General features: G+C 72.2%; 17 protein-coding genes. 9 read left to right on the forward strand and 8 right to left on the reverse strand.

Going from position 1 to position 16,096, the window contains the following annotated elements; translation table 11 throughout:
- Positions 1-105: 105 nt before the first annotated feature.
- Together AC3EUV_RS36985 and AC3EUV_RS36990 are read left to right on the forward strand one after the other, a co-directional pair.
- Positions 106-489, forward strand: a complete 384-nt coding sequence (locus AC3EUV_RS36985; protein WP_085922935.1) for a F0F1 ATP synthase subunit epsilon — start codon at positions 106-108, stop codon at positions 487-489.
- Between the two features lie 148 nt (positions 490-637).
- Complete coding sequence (locus AC3EUV_RS36990; RefSeq protein WP_042148772.1) at positions 638-1,081, forward strand: DUF2550 domain-containing protein; 444 nt, start codon at positions 638-640, stop codon at positions 1,079-1,081.
- A 120-nt stretch (positions 1,082-1,201) separates the two neighbouring features.
- On the opposite strand, the gene AC3EUV_RS36995 is transcribed toward AC3EUV_RS36990, so the two are convergent.
- Positions 1,202-1,891 (reverse strand): response regulator, encoded by a 690-nt coding sequence (locus tag AC3EUV_RS36995; protein ID WP_435604807.1) that lies wholly within the window; start codon positions 1,889-1,891, stop codon positions 1,202-1,204.
- 284 nt (positions 1,892-2,175) lie between these two features.
- Between AC3EUV_RS36995 and AC3EUV_RS37000 the strand changes: the two genes are divergently transcribed.
- Positions 2,176-2,766, forward strand: coding sequence for a hypothetical protein (locus AC3EUV_RS37000; RefSeq protein WP_432145925.1), 591 nt, complete (start codon positions 2,176-2,178; stop codon positions 2,764-2,766).
- 67 nt (positions 2,767-2,833) lie between these two features.
- Here the strand turns inward: AC3EUV_RS37000 and AC3EUV_RS37005 are convergent, their stop codons facing one another.
- The 3 genes from AC3EUV_RS37005 to AC3EUV_RS37015 are packed head-to-tail and all read right to left on the reverse strand — an operon-like array spanning position 2,834 to position 4,964.
- Complete coding sequence (locus AC3EUV_RS37005; protein ID WP_042148781.1) at positions 2,834-3,406, reverse strand: cob(I)yrinic acid a,c-diamide adenosyltransferase; 573 nt, start codon at positions 3,404-3,406, stop codon at positions 2,834-2,836.
- 10 nt (positions 3,407-3,416) lie between these two features.
- Positions 3,417-4,172 carry an ABC transporter permease gene (locus tag AC3EUV_RS37010; protein WP_435604808.1) on the reverse strand — a complete coding sequence of 252 codons (756 nt, stop codon included), beginning with the start codon at positions 4,170-4,172 and terminating at the stop codon, positions 3,417-3,419.
- A gap of 9 nt (positions 4,173-4,181) precedes the next feature.
- Positions 4,182-4,964, reverse strand: coding sequence for an ABC transporter ATP-binding protein (locus tag AC3EUV_RS37015; RefSeq protein WP_432145923.1), 783 nt, complete (start codon positions 4,962-4,964; stop codon positions 4,182-4,184).
- An 81-nt stretch (positions 4,965-5,045) separates the two neighbouring features.
- Between AC3EUV_RS37015 and AC3EUV_RS37020 the strand changes: the two genes are divergently transcribed.
- From AC3EUV_RS37020 to AC3EUV_RS37035, 4 genes are all read left to right on the forward strand, one after another.
- A complete protein-coding gene (locus AC3EUV_RS37020; protein ID WP_432145922.1) occupies positions 5,046-5,687 on the forward strand; it encodes a TetR/AcrR family transcriptional regulator in 642 nt (213 codons plus the stop codon).
- Positions 5,688-5,842: 155 nt separating this feature from the next.
- Entirely contained in the window at positions 5,843-6,691 is an 849-nt protein-coding gene (locus AC3EUV_RS37025) for a 3-hydroxyacyl-CoA dehydrogenase family protein (protein WP_387244081.1), read from the forward strand.
- 147 nt (positions 6,692-6,838) lie between these two features.
- A complete protein-coding gene (locus AC3EUV_RS37030) occupies positions 6,839-7,162 on the forward strand; it encodes an STAS domain-containing protein (protein ID WP_042148793.1) in 324 nt (107 codons plus the stop codon).
- Positions 7,163-7,538: 376 nt separating this feature from the next.
- Positions 7,539-10,124, forward strand: a complete 2,586-nt coding sequence (locus tag AC3EUV_RS37035; protein ID WP_435604809.1) for an ATP-binding protein — start codon at positions 7,539-7,541, stop codon at positions 10,122-10,124.
- Between the two features lie 95 nt (positions 10,125-10,219).
- On the opposite strand, the gene nucS is transcribed toward AC3EUV_RS37035, so the two are convergent.
- On the reverse strand, positions 10,220-10,882 hold the full coding sequence (gene nucS / locus AC3EUV_RS37040) for an endonuclease NucS (RefSeq protein WP_168481398.1): 663 nt from the start codon (positions 10,880-10,882) through the stop codon (positions 10,220-10,222).
- 249 nt (positions 10,883-11,131) lie between these two features.
- On the opposite strand from nucS, the gene AC3EUV_RS37045 reads away from it, so the two are divergent.
- Positions 11,132-11,524, forward strand: coding sequence for an SCO5389 family protein (locus AC3EUV_RS37045; RefSeq protein WP_085922944.1), 393 nt, complete (start codon positions 11,132-11,134; stop codon positions 11,522-11,524).
- A 144-nt stretch (positions 11,525-11,668) separates the two neighbouring features.
- Here AC3EUV_RS37045 and AC3EUV_RS37050 read toward each other — a convergent pair whose 3' ends face one another.
- Positions 11,669-12,712, reverse strand: coding sequence for an LLM class flavin-dependent oxidoreductase (locus AC3EUV_RS37050; protein WP_432145919.1), 1,044 nt, complete (start codon positions 12,710-12,712; stop codon positions 11,669-11,671).
- A gap of 186 nt (positions 12,713-12,898) precedes the next feature.
- Here AC3EUV_RS37050 and AC3EUV_RS37055 point away from each other — a divergent pair, with 186 nt between their 5' ends.
- On the forward strand, positions 12,899-13,216 hold the full coding sequence (locus tag AC3EUV_RS37055) for an ATP/GTP-binding protein (protein WP_432145918.1): 318 nt from the start codon (positions 12,899-12,901) through the stop codon (positions 13,214-13,216).
- Positions 13,217-13,228: 12 nt separating this feature from the next.
- On the opposite strand, the gene AC3EUV_RS37060 is transcribed toward AC3EUV_RS37055, so the two are convergent.
- Both AC3EUV_RS37060 and AC3EUV_RS37065 read right to left on the reverse strand, forming a co-directional pair.
- Positions 13,229-14,161, reverse strand: a complete 933-nt coding sequence (locus AC3EUV_RS37060; RefSeq protein WP_432145928.1) for an ABC transporter permease — start codon at positions 14,159-14,161, stop codon at positions 13,229-13,231.
- A gap of 515 nt (positions 14,162-14,676) precedes the next feature.
- Positions 14,677-15,936 (reverse strand): ABC transporter ATP-binding protein, encoded by a 1,260-nt coding sequence (locus AC3EUV_RS37065; RefSeq protein WP_432145917.1) that lies wholly within the window; start codon positions 15,934-15,936, stop codon positions 14,677-14,679.
- Positions 15,937-16,096: the final 160 nt, after the last annotated feature.

Here is a 16,096-nt window from a genome sequence, read left to right on the forward strand (position 1 = left end):
CACCCCCGCCCCGGGGGCCCCCCCCCCCCCCCCCCGGCCCGTACGACCACTAGTATTTGACCCAACATCTGCCGAGCCAGGCAGGTGGAGACCCGAGGAGCCATCGTGGCTGAGCTGCACGTCGAGTTGGTCGCCGCGGACCGTCAGGTCTGGTCCGGCGAGGCCAGCCTGGTCGTCGCGCGCACCTCGTCGGGCGACATCGGCGTCATGCCCGGACACCAGCCGCTGCTCGGCGTGCTGCAGTCGGGCCCGGTGACGATTCGTACGACCGGCGAGAGCGGGGACGGCACCGTCGTCGCCGCGGTGCACGGCGGCTTCATTTCGTTCGCCGACAACAAGCTGTCTCTGCTCGCGGAGATCGCGGAACTGTCGGATGAGATCGATGTCCAGCGCGCGGAGCGGGCCCTGGAGCGAGCGAAGTCGGACGCTGACGCGGCCGCCGAGCGTCGCGCCGATGTCCGGCTGCGTTCGGTGACGGGCGTTCACTGAGCCCCGCCACCGAAGAGATCGATCCTCAGCCGCGGGCTGCCCGGAAACCTCCGGAGCGGCCCGCGGCTGAGGCAATGCAGGTGCGTTTCCCTCCCTCGCGCCCTCACGGCGCGGGGGGACACCCTTCGAGGCGAGGAGGTCGGTCGAGATGTTCCTCGCTCTGCTTGTGAGCGGCATCGTCGTGGTGCTGGTGCTGCTGGGGCTGTTCGTCTTCGGACTGCGGCGCCGGCTCATCCAGCGCTCCGGTGGCACCTTCGATTGCAGCCTGCGCTGGAACGTCCCGGAGAACGAGACCGGCGGCAAGGGCTGGATCTACGGTGTGGCGCGTTACAACGGAGACCGGATCGAGTGGTTCCGGGTGTTCTCGTACGCGCCCCGGCCCCGCCATCTCCTGGAGCGCTCCGCCATCGAGGTCCTGGAGCGCCGTACCCCCCAGGGCGAGGAGGAGCTGGCGCTGCTCTCCGACTCCCTCGTGCTGGCCTGCCGGCACCGTGGCACCCGCCTGGAACTGGCGATGAGCGAGGACGCGCTCACCGGCTTCCTCGCCTGGCTGGAGGCGGCCCCGCCCGGGCAGAGGGTGAATGTGGCTTGATCCGGCTTGATCCGGCTTGAACCGGCTTGATCCGAGGGGCCGCGGGAATACTCGCGCGCCCGTCGCGTTGTGGCCCCGAAGGGGGGCGTGTGCCCCCTACGGGAAGTGTTCGACCGCCCCCTACGGCCCGTCCACTCCCAACTCCTGTGCCAGTACGGCCGCTTGCACCCGGCTGCGCAGGTCCAGCTTCGCCAGCAGCCGGCTGACGTGGGTCTTCACGGTGGCCTCCGCCATCGCCAGCCGTAGCGCGATATCGGCGTTCGACAGCCCCCGGCCCAGACAGCCCAGCACCTCCAGCTCGCGCGGGGTCAGCGCGTCCAGGACCGCCAGGTCCGGGGCGGCGCCCTCGCGCGCCGGCCGCCCCGCCGTCCGCGGGCTGGCGAACTCCGCGATCAGCCGCCGGGTCACCGCCGGTGCGATCAGCCCCTCGCCGGACGCCACGGTGCGCACCGCGGTCAGCAGCGCGGCCGCGTCGCTGTCCTTGAGCAGAAAGCCCGCGGCCCCCGCCCGCAGCGCCCCGAAGACATATTCGTCCAGGTCGAAGGTGGTCAGTACGAGCACATCCGCCAGCCGCTCGGAGACCACCTGCCGGGTGGCCGAGACCCCGTCGAGGCGGGGCATCTGGATGTCCATGAGGACGAGGTCGGGGCGCAGCTCGCGGGCGAGCCGTACCGCCTCGACGCCGTCCTCCGCCTCGCCGATGACCTCGATGTCGGGGGCGGAACGCAGGATGAGGACCAGTCCGGCGCGTACGGAGGACTGGTCCTCGGCGACGAGGACCCGGATCGGCGGTGTGCCGGCGCCTGTCATCGTTGTGCTTCCTCCCCCAGGTCGGGCCACGCCGCCCCCATGAGCCCGGTCGGGCGGCGTCTTTCGGCCAGACCTTGCATGCGGTTCTCCCGGGTCGCCGAGGGGGCGGTCACCCACCATCCAACACGGCTCCGGGGCCCGCTGCCGCCACGTCCGGCTCATCCCCGTGCGGAGCGCGCTACATCGAAAGTTGCAGCCCCGGATCATCGCGTGCGACGAGGTGGCGGCCGGGGACCGTTGCGAGGCTGGAGACGTTCGGTGGAGGGTTCGGAAAGGAGACCGCCGTGATCGTCGTGCTGATCGTGGCCTGCGAGGTCGGCTTCTGGGTACTGCTGGCGCTCGGTCTGGCGCTGCGCTACCTGGCAAGGATGCCGCGCACCGGAGCGGCGGTGCTGCTGATGGAGCCGCTGCTGGAGCTGGTCCTGCTGATCGTCACGGCGATCGACCTGAAGAACGGGGCGACGGCGGACGGGAAACACGGGCTGGCCGCGGTCTACATCGGCTTCACGGTCGCCTACGGCCACTACACGATCAAGTGGGTCGACGGACACTTCGCGCACCGCTTCGCGGGCGGCCCGCCGCCGGTGAAGCCGCCGCGCTACGGACTCGCCCGCGCCCGGCACGAGGGGAAGCTGTGGGTGCGCACGGTGGTGATGGCCGCGGTCGCCGCGGGCCTGCTCCAGCTCGCGACCTGGTACGTCGGCGACGGCGGCGACACCCGCTCGCTGCACGAGTGGCAGCTGACCGCCCTGCGGATCGTCGCCGTCCACGGGGTGATCGCGCTGACCTACCTCATCTGGCGGAAGAAGGACCCGGGCCCGGCCACCGCCGACGACGGGGAAGCGGCACGGCCGCCGCAGAAGACGCTCCGCTAGGCGGCTTCCCCGGCTACCCCGGCGGCCCGTGGCCCGTCGGCTTCGGCTGACCGGGAACGAGCCCCGGTCAGCGCTCCCCGCCCGGTACCCACAGCACGTCCCCGACCTCCTTGTTGGCCGTACGGGCCAGGATGAACAGGAGGTCGGAGAGGCGGTTGAGGTAGGTGGCGGTGAGCGGGTTCATCGTCTCGCCGTGCTCCTCGAAGGCCGCCCAGGTGGCGCGCTCGGCGCGGCGGACGACCGTGCACGCCTGGTGCAGCAGCGCGGCGCCGGCCGTGCCGCCCGGGAGGATGAAGCTGCGCAGCTTCTCCAGCTCCGCCAGGAAGCGGTCGCAGTCGGCCTCCAGCTTGTCGATATAGCTCTGCTCGACGCGCAGCGGCGGGAATTCGGGGTTCTCCACCACCGGCGTCGACAGGTCCGCGCCGACGTCGAACAGGTCGTTCTGCACCCGCAGCAGCACCGCGGCGACGTCCTCGGGGAGCGAGCCGAGCGCCAGGGCCACGCCGATCGCCGCATTGGCCTCATTGGCGTCCGCGTACGCCGCGATCCGCGAATCGGTCTTGGCGGTACGGCTCATGTCGCCGAGGGCGGTGGTGCCCTTGTCGCCGGTGCGGGTGTAGATGCGCGTCAGATTCACCATATGGGCGAGCCTACGCCGCGGACCTGCGGAAGGCCCGGGTGCCATAGGTCACGGACAGCGCGGCGAACGCGACCGCCACCAGTACGCCGTAGAGCAGGGCCGAGGAGGTGTAGTCGCCGACGAAGGCCGCGCGCACCGCGTCCACGAGATAGCGGAACGGCATGAAGTGCGAGAGCACATCGAGCCACGTGGGCCCCAGGGCCATCGGCAGCATCAGCCCGGACAGCAGCATCGAGGGCATGGTGAGGGAGTTGATGACCGGCCCGAACTCCTGCGGGGAATTCACCTTCAGCGCCAGCGTGTACGACAGCGAGGCCAGCGCCACGGTCAGCACGGCGACGAAGGCGAAGCCGATGAGGATGCCGGGCAGCGGCGCGCGCAGCCCCATGGCCAGCGCGGCCAGCACCAGCAGCACCGCCTGGAAGACGAACAGCAGGGCGTCCCGCAGCACCCGCCCCAGCAGCAGCGCCAGCCGTCTCACCGGGGTCACCCGCATCCGCTCCACGACCCCGTACTGCTTCTCGACGATGATGCCGAAACCGCAGAACGAGGCCCCGAACAGAGCGAGTTGGAGCAGCAGTCCGGGCACCAGCACCTGCCAGGAGCTGCCGGACGAGGACAGCGGCAGCTCGGTGAGCAGCGGCCCGAAGAAGAGCAGATACAGCAGCGGCATCAGCACCCCGAAGAGCATCTGGAGCCGGGAGCGCAGGGTCTGGCGGGCGTACCGCCCGAAGACCAGCGCGGTGTCGGAAAGCAGGGCGGACAAGGCGAGCTCCTAGAGGGCGACCGGGGTCTGGTCCCGGGGTGCGGGGGCGGTGCCGGTGATGGCGAGGAAGGTGTCCTGGAGGGAGGCGTCGGGGGAGCCGGCATGGGTGCGTTTGAGGGCCTCCGGGGTGCCCTCCGCGACCACCACGCCCTTGTCGACGATCACCAGCCGGTCGGCCAGGGCATCGGCCTCGTCGAGGTAGTGCGTGGTCAGGAAGACGGTGGTGCCGTGCTCGGCGCGGATCCGGCGGACCAGGTCCCACAGATCGGCGCGGCTGCCCGGATCGAGTCCGGTGGTGGGCTCGTCGAGGAACAGCACCTGGGGGCGGTGGGTGAGACCCATCGCGATGTCCAGCCGGCGTCGCTGACCGCCGGAGAGCGTCGCGGTCTTGCGGTCGAGCAGCCCGTCCAGACCCAGGTCGGCGGCCAGCTCCTCGGTACGGGCCAGGGCTTCGGCCTTCCCGAGGCGGTAGAGGCGGGCCTGGGTGACCAGCTCCTCCCGTACGGAGATGTGGGGGTCGACGCCGCCGGACTGGGCGACGTAGCCGGCGGCGCGGCGGACGCCCGCCGGGTCGCGGACGAGGTCGCAGCCGGCGACGGTCGCGGTGCCGCCGGTCGGCGCGAGCAGGGTGGTGAGCATCCGCAGGGTGGTGGTCTTTCCGGCGCCGTTGGGGCCGAGGAAGCCGAGGATCTCGCCGCGCTCGGCGGTGAGATCGATACCGCGGACGGCCTCGACGGCGCCGCGTTTGGTGGTGAAGGTCCGGGCGAGTCCGGACGCGCTGAGGACTGGCATGCCCTTAGAAAAACAGAGGGACTGAAAAATTGCAACGCCCCCAAAAATGCAGTCCACCCAGTGAGGGGTAGGGTGATGGGCATGGCAGAGGGGCTCAGGGAGCGGAAGAAGCGGCAGACCCGCCAGTACATCTCGGACGTGGCCACCGGCCTCTTCCTGGCGCGCGGCTTCGACGCGGTGACCATCGCGGAGATCGCCGAGGCCGCCGATGTCTCCGTCAACACGGTCTACAACTACTTCCCGGCCAAGGAGGACCTCTTCCTCGACCGGAGCAAGGGCATCGTGGACCGGCTCTGCCGCTTCGTACGGGGCCGGGCGGCGGGGGAGTCCGCGGCTGCCGCCGTCCTGCGCGAACTGCGCGAAGAGGTCGAGGCGGTCTCGCCGCGGGTCGGGCTGATCGAGGGGTACGACCAGTTCATGCGGGTGGTGAGCGAGGCGCCCACCCTCAAGGCGCGGCTCTGGTACCTCCAGCAGGAGATCCATACCAACCTGGAGGAAACCCTCCGGGAGGAGACCGGAGCCCCGGCCGGCGATCCGCTGCCGGGCCTGATGGCGGGCCAGATCGGCTGGGTGCACCAGAGTCTGATGGGGTGGATCGCGCAGGAGATGCTGGCCGGCCGCAAGCCCGCCGAGGTCTCCCGGGAGGCCCTGGTCCTGCTCGACGAGATGGAAGAACTCCTGGGCGAAAAGGTCCTCAACTACGCCGTACGGGCGGCCGGCTGACGGCGGACTGTCCGGTTCGTTCCCCGCGGGCGCGCCCCTGAGGTGTGATGTCCGTCATCTGAGACGTGACGCGCATCTCTTACCCTCCAAAGGATCGCTCACGACCGCTAACGTCACCCAGGACCGTCAAATGCACAGGGTGTGAGGGGACAGCAGTGGCAAAGAAGCTCGCCGTCATCGGCGCCGGACTCATGGGATCCGGTATCGCGCAGGTCTCCGCCCAGGCGGGCTGGGACGTGGTTCTCCGCGATGTGACGGACGAGGCGCTGGCCCGGGGCAAGGGTGGCATCGAGGCCTCGTACGAGAAGTTCGTCGCCAAGGGCAAGCTGGCGGCGTCCGACGCCGAGCAGGCGCTGGCCCGCATCACGACCTCGACCGACCTGGAGGCCGCCGCCGACGCGGACATCGTCGTCGAGGCCGTCTTCGAGCGGATCGAGATCAAGCGGGAGATCTTCCAGACGCTGGACAAGCTGGTCAAGGACGAGGCGGTGCTGGCCTCCAACACCTCCGCCATCCCGATCACCAAGATCGCCGCGGCCACCACCCGTCCCGAGCGGGTCGTCGGTACGCACTTCTTCTCGCCGGTGCCGCTGATGCAGCTGTGCGAGCTGGTCCGCGGTTACAAGACCAGCGACGAAACCCTCGCCACCGCCCGGCAGTTCGCCGAGTCGGTCGGCAAGACCTGTGTCGTCGTCAACCGCGATGTGGCCGGCTTTGTCACCACCCGCCTGATCTCGGCGCTGGTCGTCGAGGCCGCCAAGCTCTACGAATCCGGCGTGGCCAGCGCCGAGGACATCGACACCGCCTGCAAGTTGGGCTTCGGCCATGCGATGGGACCGCTGGCCACCGCCGACCTGACGGGCATCGACATCCTGCTGCACGCCACCGACAACATCTACACCGAGTCCCAGGACGAGAAGTTCGCCCCGCCGGAGATCATGCGTCGGATGGTCGATGCGGGCGATATCGGACGCAAGAGTGGGCAGGGCTTCTACGAGCACTGATGCCGCATCAGGCCCATCGGCCTGATGGCGTCACCCCGTGGGGTGAATTCGGTATCGGTTCGCTTACAGGCGGCAACTTCGCCGCGCGAGAGGCAGTCAGATCTGTAGACGTCCAGGCTTCATCACCCATGACATCGGGGAGCGCATATGCACATCAGGGGCGACCACGCCGAGCTGGTCGTCGGGGGCCGCCTTGACGTCCGCAGCGCGGCGGACGCCCGTACGGCCCTGCACGCCGCCGTCGACTCCGGTCGGGGCGATCTCGTGCTGGACCTGACCGAACTGGATTCCTGGGACGCCACCGGCCTCGGCGTGATCATGGGCGCGCACCGTCGCGCCGGCCGGGTCAACCGCAGGCTGGTGCTGCGCGGAGTGCCGCCCCAGATGCAGCGCCTGCTGGTCGCCACCAGGCTGCACCGCATCCTCGCGATCGAGGGCGGTATCGAAGCGGAATCGGTTCCCCGGGTGTGAGGCAAGGGCGGTGCGCCGCCCGACGGCTTCACGGGCACCCGGGGAGCGATCGGACTCGCAGGGCAAAGAGTCCGAAGAATGCAGAACTGTGCGACGGAAATGTCGTAAACGGCGCGATACCGCGCAATTGCGGAAGTTCCGGTCAGGACCCGCCCCCGGCGGTGCACCGGCCGCCGTCCAGGTCTAAGGTTCGGTTCCCGCCCGTATGTCATCAACCGTGGTGGGCACCGGACCGGCCGCGACTGAGGACGAGCTGCCGGTGCCGGGGGAGTGCGGACAGCCGGAAGCGCGGTCGGCACGCCGCTCCGCCTCCTGGACCGAGGACGCTGGGCGGAGGCGGAGGCGGAGCGGAACGAAGCATCTGGGAGCTTGCAGCATGGACCCGAACACTCACCGGGGACCTGAGGAACACGGCGAGCAGGGCGGCCCTGCCGTGCCGCCGACCCCCGCGTTCGGCGGCGCGCAGAGCGGCTCCGCCGAACGGGCCCGCGTCGTCCGGCTCGTCGCGGGCCGCTACCTCGTCACCGTCAACCCCGTCGACGGCAGCGAGATAGAGCCCTGCCCGCCCGGGGAGCGCCCCGAGGCCCCCGGCAGACTCGACCCCGGGGAGCGCGTCGCGGCCGCCCTCGCCGCCGCGCCCCCGCTGCCGCCGGGCCCGACCGGAATCGCCGGCCCCGAGACCGCACTCGAAGAGCGCACCGAGGACACCGAGCGCCTGGTCCGGCTGCTCTCCCGCGGCCGTTCCGTCCGCGTCACCGGCCCCTCGGGCTCCGGCCGCACCCGGCTGCTGGACGCCGTCGCCACCGCCTGCGGCGACCTCGCCCCCGACGGCGTCATCCGGCTCTCCGGCTACCACCGCACCTCCGCCGACCTGCTGTACGCGCTGTTCGCCGCCGTCTACCGGGCCCCGCAGCACCGCCCCGACCGGCCCGAGATGCTGCGCATGGTCGCCGAGATCGGCGCGATCGTCGTCCTGGACGACCTGGAATTCGGCGGCGCCGCGCTCGACGAGCTGCTCGACGCCACCCCCGAGTGCGCTTTCCTGATCGCCGCCACGCCCGACGTCGCGGCCCCCAGCGCCGGCTCGCACCTGGAAGAGGTCTTCCTCGGCGGCATCGGCCGCGGCGGCTGCGGCCGGCTGCTGGAGCGCGCCGTGGACCGGCCGCTCACCGACGACGAGGAAGCCTGGGCCGCCGACCTCTGGTTCGAGTCCGAGGGCCTGCCGCTGCGGTTCGTCCAGGCCGCCGCCCTGCTGCGGCAGTACGACCGGACACAGGCCGGACCGGGCGCCCTCGACGACGGCTACGGCCTCTTCCCCGAGGACGGCACCGACGAGCCGGCCGCCGATCCCGCGAAGAGCCCGGAGGCGGCGCTGCCGTCGCTCGGCGAGGCCGCCGCACCCGCCGCGCTGCTCGCCTCGCGGCTGACCGAAGCCGCCCGGGAGACCCTGCGCTTCGCCGTCGCGCTCGGCGGCGAGCTGCCGCACCAGGCGCATCTGCCGGCCCTCACCCAGGACACCCACGCCGACGCCGCCCTCGGCGAGCTGCTGGCCTGCGGTCTGCTCACCCCGGCCGGCGGGCACTACCGGCTCGCCGTCACCGTCCAGGAGCAGCTGACGGCGGCCGGCTACGCGGACGGGGCGGCCGGGCGGGCGCACACCGTCGCCCAGCACTACGCCTGGTGGGCCGGCCACCCCTCGGTGAGCCCCGAGCGGGCCGCCGCCGAGTCCGATGTGGTGCTGGCCGCGATGGGCGTCCTGACCGGCAGCCGGGAGAGCGGACACGCCAGCGCGGCCGTGCTGCTGGCCCGTACGGCCGCCCCGGCCTTCGCCGCGGCACTGCACTGGAGCGCCTGGGAGCGCACCCTGCGGCACGGCCAGGAGGCCGCCCGGCTCGCCGGTGAGGTCGCCGAGGAGGCGTACTTCCACCACGAGCTGGGTGTGCTGGCCCTGTGCACCGGCAGCCTCGACCGGGCGCGCGCCGAGCTGGAGGCGTCCATCGGGCTGCGCGGGGTGCTCTCCGACCGCAATGGCGCGGTGGCCGGCCGGCGCGCCCTGGCGCTGGTCACCGACCGTACGCGGGCCGACTCCGCGGCGGCGGCCACCACGGCCCTGCCGACGGCCGCGGCTTTCGCGGGACGGCCGGGCACCGCGAAGACCCCCGCCACGCCGTTCGACACCGCCTCGACCGCGAAGCTGGACAAGCCGCGTGCCGAGCGGGCCGCGGCCACGCTCGTGGCCCGCAGCGCCGCCGCGACGGCCGGGACCACCACCGGCGTCCCGGCCGTGACCGGCAGCGGTGACGGCACCGGCAAGGGCGTCCGGCGGGTCTTCGGCGGGGCGCGGCGCAATGTGGTCGCCGCGGGCGCCGGTGCCCTGCTGGCGGCTGTCCTCGGCACCGTCGTCACCATCGGGGCGACGGGCGGCGACGACGACCCGCACAACGACAAGGTCAACACGGAACAGACCACGGACGACGGCGAGGACAGCGACCTGCCGGCCGAGCAGTCCGCCACGGACACCGGTCAGCCGCCCACCGGCTCCGGCACGTCCCAGCCCGGCACCGCCGGCCAGCCGGACCGCCCGTCGCCCTCGGCGAGCGGCCCCTCCGCCAGCGGCTCGCCCAGTGATCCCGCCACCGGATCGCCGGACCCGACGGCCGACCCGACGCGCCCGACCGGGCGGCCGACGACCCCCACCGGCCGGCCGACCCGTCCCACGCACCCGCCGACGGACGAGCCCAGCGGCCCGACGCCGACGGAAGAGCCGACCGACCCCTCGCCGTCGGATACGGCGCCCACCGAGAAGCCGACGCAGAAGCCGACCTCCGGGAGCCCCTCAGCCTCAGGCCCCCTGCCCAGCGGCCCCTCCGCGAGCGGCACCTCCGGCACCGCACCCTCCGGCGGCAGCCCGTCGGACGGCACGGCTACCTCCTCCGGCACGGGGAGTTCCCCGGCCGCCTGACGGCCCGCAGGAATCCATCCGGCACACAACAGCGCAACGGCCCGGTCAACTGCCGGGCCGTTGCGCTGTGCCGCCCTCCAGGAGAGCCGGCGGGGTCAGAACAGGCGGAGCTTGTCGTCCTCGATGCCGCGCAGTGCGTCGTAGTCCAGCACCACACAGCCGATACCGCGGTCGGTGGCCAGCACCCGCGCCTGCGGCTTGATCTCCTGAGCTGCGAAGATGCCCTTCACCGGCGCCAAGTGCGGGTCGCGGTTGAGGAGTTCGAGATAGCGGGTCAGCTGCTCGACACCGTCGATCTCACCGCGTCGCTTGATCTCGACGGCGACGGTCTGGTGATCGGCGTCCCGGCACAAGATATCCACCGGGCCAATGGCAGTGGGGTATTCACGCCGAATCAGGGAGTATCCCTCACCAAGGGTTTCGATCCGGTCCGCGAGGAGCTCCTGGAGGTGGGCCTCCACACCGTCCTTGATGAGGCCCGGGTCGACGCCGAGCTCGTGCGAGGAGTCGTGCATGACCTCCTCAAGGGTGATGATGAGCTTCTCGCCGCCCTTGTTCTCCACCGTCCACACCTCACCGTCGCCCTCCTTGAGAGTGCAGGGCGGCGACATCCAGTTGAGGGGTTTGTAGGCGCGGTCGTCCGCGTGAATGGAGACGGAGCCGTCCGCCTTCACCAGGATGAGGCGAGGGGCGGAAGGGAGATGGGCGGTGAGCCGGCCCGCGTAGTCCACGGAGCAGCGGGCGATGACGAGACGCATGGGGCGTCACGCTACTCGACCAGGGGCCACCTACGCGATTCGCCCTGGATCACGGTGTCTTTACGGGGGAAATCCCCGCACCCCCGGCGCTCGCCAATGGCCGGTTGTATGTGCAATCTCCTGGTGCGGGCCTCTTGCGCGGCATACCGTTGAAGCGGGGGGTTGTGAGGCGAACACGCTCCGTCGCAAAGCCCCTTGTCCCGTCCCTAGGCCCCGTCCGTCCCGGCGGGGCCGCGAGAGGAGAACCTCATGTCGCTCGACGTCTCACCGGCCCTCCTCGAACAGGCCGAGCGAGGCGAGGTCGACGAAGCCGCATTTGTCGACTGCGTCCGGACCTCCCTGCCCTTCGCATGGGGGATGATCAGCTCTCTGGTGGCCCAGCTGAAGGTGGACGGCGGAGAGTTCGCCGACAATCAGACGCCGCCGCCGGACGAGCAGGCGCGCGGCCAGCTGCTGCGCGCGCTGGCGAGTGACGCCATCCGTGGTTCGCTGGAGCGGCACTTCGGTGTGCGGCTCGCCTTTCAGAACTGCCACCGGGTCGCGGTCTTCCCGCTCGACCCGGCGGTGGACGACCGTCTGACCCGCTTCACGTCCATCCGCGGTCAGCTGCTGAACCAGTCGCCCGAACTCCGCGACTGCTGAACGGAGTTGCTGCCGCTGCGCACACGGTTGTGACACGCACCGTGCCGTGCGCCAGCGGCAGCACCACTCACAGCACGCCGGCCTTCGCGTACGGCGCCACCGCACGCCACGGTCACCCGCACACCGGCCGCGCACCCGGACCGGTCACCCGAGCTGGGGCAGGACCTCCGCGCCCAGCCGGCGCACGTTCTCCTCCGTCGCCGCGAGGTCGCCGGAGCCCTCGACGAGCAGCGCGAACCGGGTGATGCCCGTACGCTCCGAGGTCGCCGCCAGCCGGTCGGCGCACAGCTGCGGCGGGCCGACGGGATGCAGCCCGCACAGCAGCTCCGTATAGGCCAGCGGATCACGCATCGCGCGATAGCGGCCGTCGACCGTCACATGCGCGCCCAGGCCCTGCTGGAGCCAGCCGGGCATCGCCTTCGTGAGGGTCTCCGCCGCCGCCCTGCGGGCGTCGGCGATCTGCACCACGCCCGCCGAGACATGCCCGGCCGCGGCGACCTCGTCGCCGTCCCGCCCGGCCTCCAGGGCGGCCGACCGCCACAGCGCAACCATCTCCGCCTTCTCCTCGTCGCCGCAGTGCATGCCCAGCAGCATCGGCAGCCCGCGCTCCGCGGCCGTACGGACCGACGAGGCGGAGGTGCAGGCCACCACCACCGGCGGGCCCGGGGGACCCGACCCGTCCGGATCGGTCAGTGCCTCGGCCGGCCGGGGCACCACCGCCACCTCCCGGAACGCATAACGCTCGCCCTGCGCGCCCACCCGGGGCTCCCGCAGCCAGCGCATCAGCAGATCGAGTGACTCCGGGAAGCCGTGGTCGTACGCGGCGAGCCCGGAGCCGAACACCTCCAGATCGACCCACGGCCCGCCCCGCCCGACGCCGAGCGTGAACCGGCCGTCGGAGGTGAGATGCAGCAGCGCCGCCTGCTCACCGAGCGCCACCGGATGCTGGGTCGGCAGCACGCTCACCGCCGTCCCGACGCCGATCCGGCGGGTCCGCCCCAGCAGCAGCGCGGCCAGCGTCACCGCATTCGGGCAGACGCCGTACGGTACGAAGTGGTGTTCCGCCAGCCAGACATCGTCGAGTCCGGCTTCCTCCGCGATCTCCGCGGAGCGCACCGCGCGGTGCAGTGCTTCCCCCTGTCCCTGACCGGGGAATTGAGCGGCCAGGATGAAAGCCCCAACGCGCATCGCTCTCTGCCTCCTCGCAGCCGACGCGACTCCCCCTTACAGGCAACAACGTGTGACACGTGCCAAGGGCACGGCCTGACGGCAAATTTCCCGATGATCGCAGAATCCTGCCGAGGGGGGTTCGGCCGTGACCGCGCCGCGTACGCTGGTGACATCCCGTGACCCCGTAACTCTCCGAGGTGCTCTGTGTCTCCGCGTCGAAACCGCCAGCAGGGCGGCGCGAAGCCCGTCGACCGCACGGGCGGTGACCGCTACGGCCTGGAACGTACCGAGGAATGGCGCGGCGAGGACTGGGTCGTCCGGCTGGTCGGCGGCGGCGGCGCGGCCAAGCACTACCGCTGCCCCGGCTGCGACCAGGAGATCCCGCCCGGGGTGCCGCATGTCGTCGCCTGGCCGCAGCACGGCGATGTCGACGACCGCCGGCACTGGCACAAGGCGTGCTGGAACGCACGGGACCGCCGGAGCGCGCGGCTCCAGCGGTCCCGGAATGCGCCCCGCTACTGAGGGCGGGCGGCGTCAGACGTCGCGCTGAAGGAGGGCGGCGTAGGCGCCGCCCAGCGCCACCGCGGTCACCCCGGCGAGGATCCACACGGGAGTCCAGCCGGTCGGGCCGGTGCTGAGGAACGGGATGTCGTACAGCGTCGCGAGCGCGCTGGGCACCGAGTACTCGATCAGCGCCTGCTGGACGTCCTTGAGGCTCTCGCCCTGAAGGAACAGCGCCAGCAGCATCGGCAGCAGCACCAGGCCCATCATCGTGCTGATGGCGCCCGCCGAGTGCCGCAGCAGGGTGCCGACGGACAGCGCCAGCAGACCGAGCAGCGCGACGTAGAGACCGGCGCCGACGGTGGCGCGCAGCCACTGGTCGGCGGTGGGCGCGGGGCCGTTGAGCATCGCGCTGTCGAGCAGCGCGACCAGGCCGGTCGCGACCGTGGTGATCACCAGGGCGAGCGTGAAGAAGACGATCGCCTTCGCGGTCAGCATCCGTACCCGGCTGGGGCAGGCGGTCAGCGTCGTACGGACCATGCCGGTGCCGTACTCGGACGAGATCGACAGCACCCCCAGCGTGATCACGCACAGGCTGCCGAGCAGGACACCGACGAAGCCGAGGCCCAGCACCGGGTCCAGCTCGCGGTCCGAGCCCGCCGCGAGGGCGGCCAGCAGGCCGATGCCGACGCAGAGCAGCAGCATCACGCCCAGCGTCCAGATCGTCGAGCGCAGCGAGCGGATCTTCGTCCACTCCGAGAGCAGCGCATGGCCGAGGTGGGTGGGCCGCACCGGGATGGGCGAGACATAGCCACCCGCGCCGGCGTAGGCCGGCTGGGGGTGCTGCGGGGCCGGCGGCTGCGGGGCGTGGGGCTGCTGGGCGTGGGGCTGCTGGGCCTGGGGCTGGGCGTAGGGCGGCGCGGGGGCCTGGGCGGGCGCGGGGGCCTGGACCGGCGCCTGGAGCATCATCGTGCCCGCGTCCTTGCCCGGCCCGTGCGCCGCGAGCGGCCGCGGCTCGGGGTATTGCTGCGCCTGGAGCATCATCGTCCCGGCCTCCTTGGCCGGGGCGGGCTGCGCGGGCGCCGGGCCCTGAGCGGGCGCCTGCCCGTGCTGCGGCTGGGCCGGAGCCTGGGCCGCCTGGGCCTGGGCGGGCGCCGGGCCCTGCGCGGGTCCCGCGCCCTGGGCCTGGAGCATCATCGTGCCCGCTTCCTTGGCGGGCGCGGGCTGCTCGGGCGCGGGCTGGGCCTGAAGCATCATCGTGCCGGCCTCTTTGGGGGGCGCGGGCTGCTCCGGTGCCGGCTGCTGACCGGGCTGCTGCTGGGCGGGCGGCGCCTGCGGCGGCGCCCCCTGCGGCTGGTGCGGTGCGGTCGGCGGCGCCGCGGGCGGCATCGGCGGCGCGGCCGGCACCGGCTGCTCGTGTGCGCCGGTGTCGTGGGGTCCGCGCTCAGGCTGCGGCTGGGGCTGCGGCTGCTGAGGGCTGGTCATCGGGCGTCCTCGTGGTGGGGCGTGGGCAGGTCGGCGGGGGCGGCGGGAGCCGCGGGCGGCATCGGCGCGGCGGGCTGTTGCCCGTACGGGTGAGGCGCACCGTATTGCTCGGGGGCCCCGTACGGGTGACCTTGAGCGGGCGGCGGATAGCCCGGCCCGGGAGCGGGCGCCTGCTGGGCATACGGATTCGGCTGCCCCTGAACACCGGCCGGAACCTGACCGGGAACACCGGCCGGGACCTGACCGGGAACCGGCTGACCGGGCGCGAACCCCGGCCCGCCCGCGTACCCCTGCGGGGCGTACCCGGCGGGGGCCTCCTGAAGACCGGCCCGCGCGTCCGCCGTCGAGCGGTAGTCGACGACGCCCTGCGTCATCTGCATATACGCCTCTTCCAGGGACGCCTGGTGCGGCGACAGCTCCCACAGCCGGACGTCGGCCTGATGCGCGAGCTCGCTGATGCGGGGCAGCGGCAGCCCGGTCACCCGCAGCGCACCGTCCGGCTCGGGCACGGTCTGCCCGCCCGCCTCACCGATCGCGGCGGTCAGCTTCTCGCGCTGCTCCGGCTCGGTGTCCGGGGTACGGACCCGGGCGAAATCGGCGGAGTTGGCCGAGATGAAGTCCTTCACGGACATATCCGCCAGCAGCTGCCCCCGGCCGATCACGATCAAGTGCTCGGCGGTCAGCGCCATTTCGCTCATCAGATGCGAGGAGACAAAGACCGTACGGCCCTCGCTCGCCAGCTGCTTCATCAGATTGCGCACCCACAGGATGCCTTCGGGGTCGAGCCCGTTGACCGGCTCGTCGAAGAGCAGCACCTGGGGGTCGCCGAGCAGCGCCGCGGCGATGCCCAGCCGCTGGCCCATCCCGAGCGAGAAGCCCTTGGAGCGCCGCCCGGCGACCTCCTGGAGCCCGACCACCCCGAGCACCTCATCGACCCGGCGGGCCGGAATGCCGGAGACCTGGGCGAGCGACAGCAGATGCTGACGCGCACTGCGCCCGCCGTGCACGGCCTTGGCATCGAGCAGTGCGCCCACCTGGCGCGGCGCGTTGGGGAGGCTGCGGAAGGGACGGCCGGCGATGGTGGCCCGCCCCGAGGTCGGTGCGTCCAGCCCAAGAATCATGCGCATCGTCGTGGACTTGCCGGAGCCGTTGGGCCCCAGGAAGCCGGTCACCGTACCCGGCCGCACCTGGAACGACAGGTTGTACACGGCCGTCTTGGCGCCGTAGCGCTTCGTCAGGCCGACTGCCTCGATCATTCTCCGCCCCTCGCGAGATGGTCGGGGCAGAGGCGCTCTCGTACCCCCGTGAGGATTAGGAGGCTATCCGGCCATTGACGGTTCCCGTCAATCGCCACAGCCGAACCCCCTCACCGGCCTTCCTTTCCCCACCCCCAACGGGAGGGGACGGGCCGGAGGG

This window comes from Streptomyces sp. bgisy130 (assembly GCF_057708345.1).

Excerpts from the sequence above, each read along its gene's own strand:
- AC3EUV_RS36990 (WP_042148772.1), top strand. The coding sequence starts at position 638 with ATGTTCCTCGCTCTGCTTGTGAGCGGCATCGTCGTGGTGCTGGTGCTG.
- AC3EUV_RS36995 (WP_435604807.1), bottom strand. The coding sequence starts at position 1,891 with ATGACAGGCGCCGGCACACCGCCGATCCGGGTCCTCGTCGCCGAGGAC.
- AC3EUV_RS37005 (WP_042148781.1), bottom strand. The coding sequence starts at position 3,406 with ATGGTGAATCTGACGCGCATCTACACCCGCACCGGCGACAAGGGCACC.
- AC3EUV_RS37015 (WP_432145923.1), bottom strand. The coding sequence starts at position 4,964 with ATGCCAGTCCTCAGCGCGTCCGGACTCGCCCGGACCTTCACCACCAAA.
- AC3EUV_RS37020 (WP_432145922.1), top strand. The coding sequence starts at position 5,046 with ATGGCAGAGGGGCTCAGGGAGCGGAAGAAGCGGCAGACCCGCCAGTAC.
- AC3EUV_RS37030 (WP_042148793.1), top strand. The coding sequence starts at position 6,839 with ATGCACATCAGGGGCGACCACGCCGAGCTGGTCGTCGGGGGCCGCCTT.
- AC3EUV_RS37035 (WP_435604809.1), top strand. The coding sequence starts at position 7,539 with ATGGACCCGAACACTCACCGGGGACCTGAGGAACACGGCGAGCAGGGC.
- nucS (WP_168481398.1), bottom strand. The coding sequence starts at position 10,882 with ATGCGTCTCGTCATCGCCCGCTGCTCCGTGGACTACGCGGGCCGGCTC.
- AC3EUV_RS37045 (WP_085922944.1), top strand. The coding sequence starts at position 11,132 with ATGTCGCTCGACGTCTCACCGGCCCTCCTCGAACAGGCCGAGCGAGGC.
- AC3EUV_RS37050 (WP_432145919.1), bottom strand. The coding sequence starts at position 12,712 with ATGCGCGTTGGGGCTTTCATCCTGGCCGCTCAATTCCCCGGTCAGGGA.
- AC3EUV_RS37060 (WP_432145928.1), bottom strand. The coding sequence starts at position 14,161 with ATGCTCCAGGCGCCGGTCCAGGCCCCCGCGCCCGCCCAGGCCCCCGCG.
- AC3EUV_RS37065 (WP_432145917.1), bottom strand. The coding sequence starts at position 15,936 with ATGATCGAGGCAGTCGGCCTGACGAAGCGCTACGGCGCCAAGACGGCC.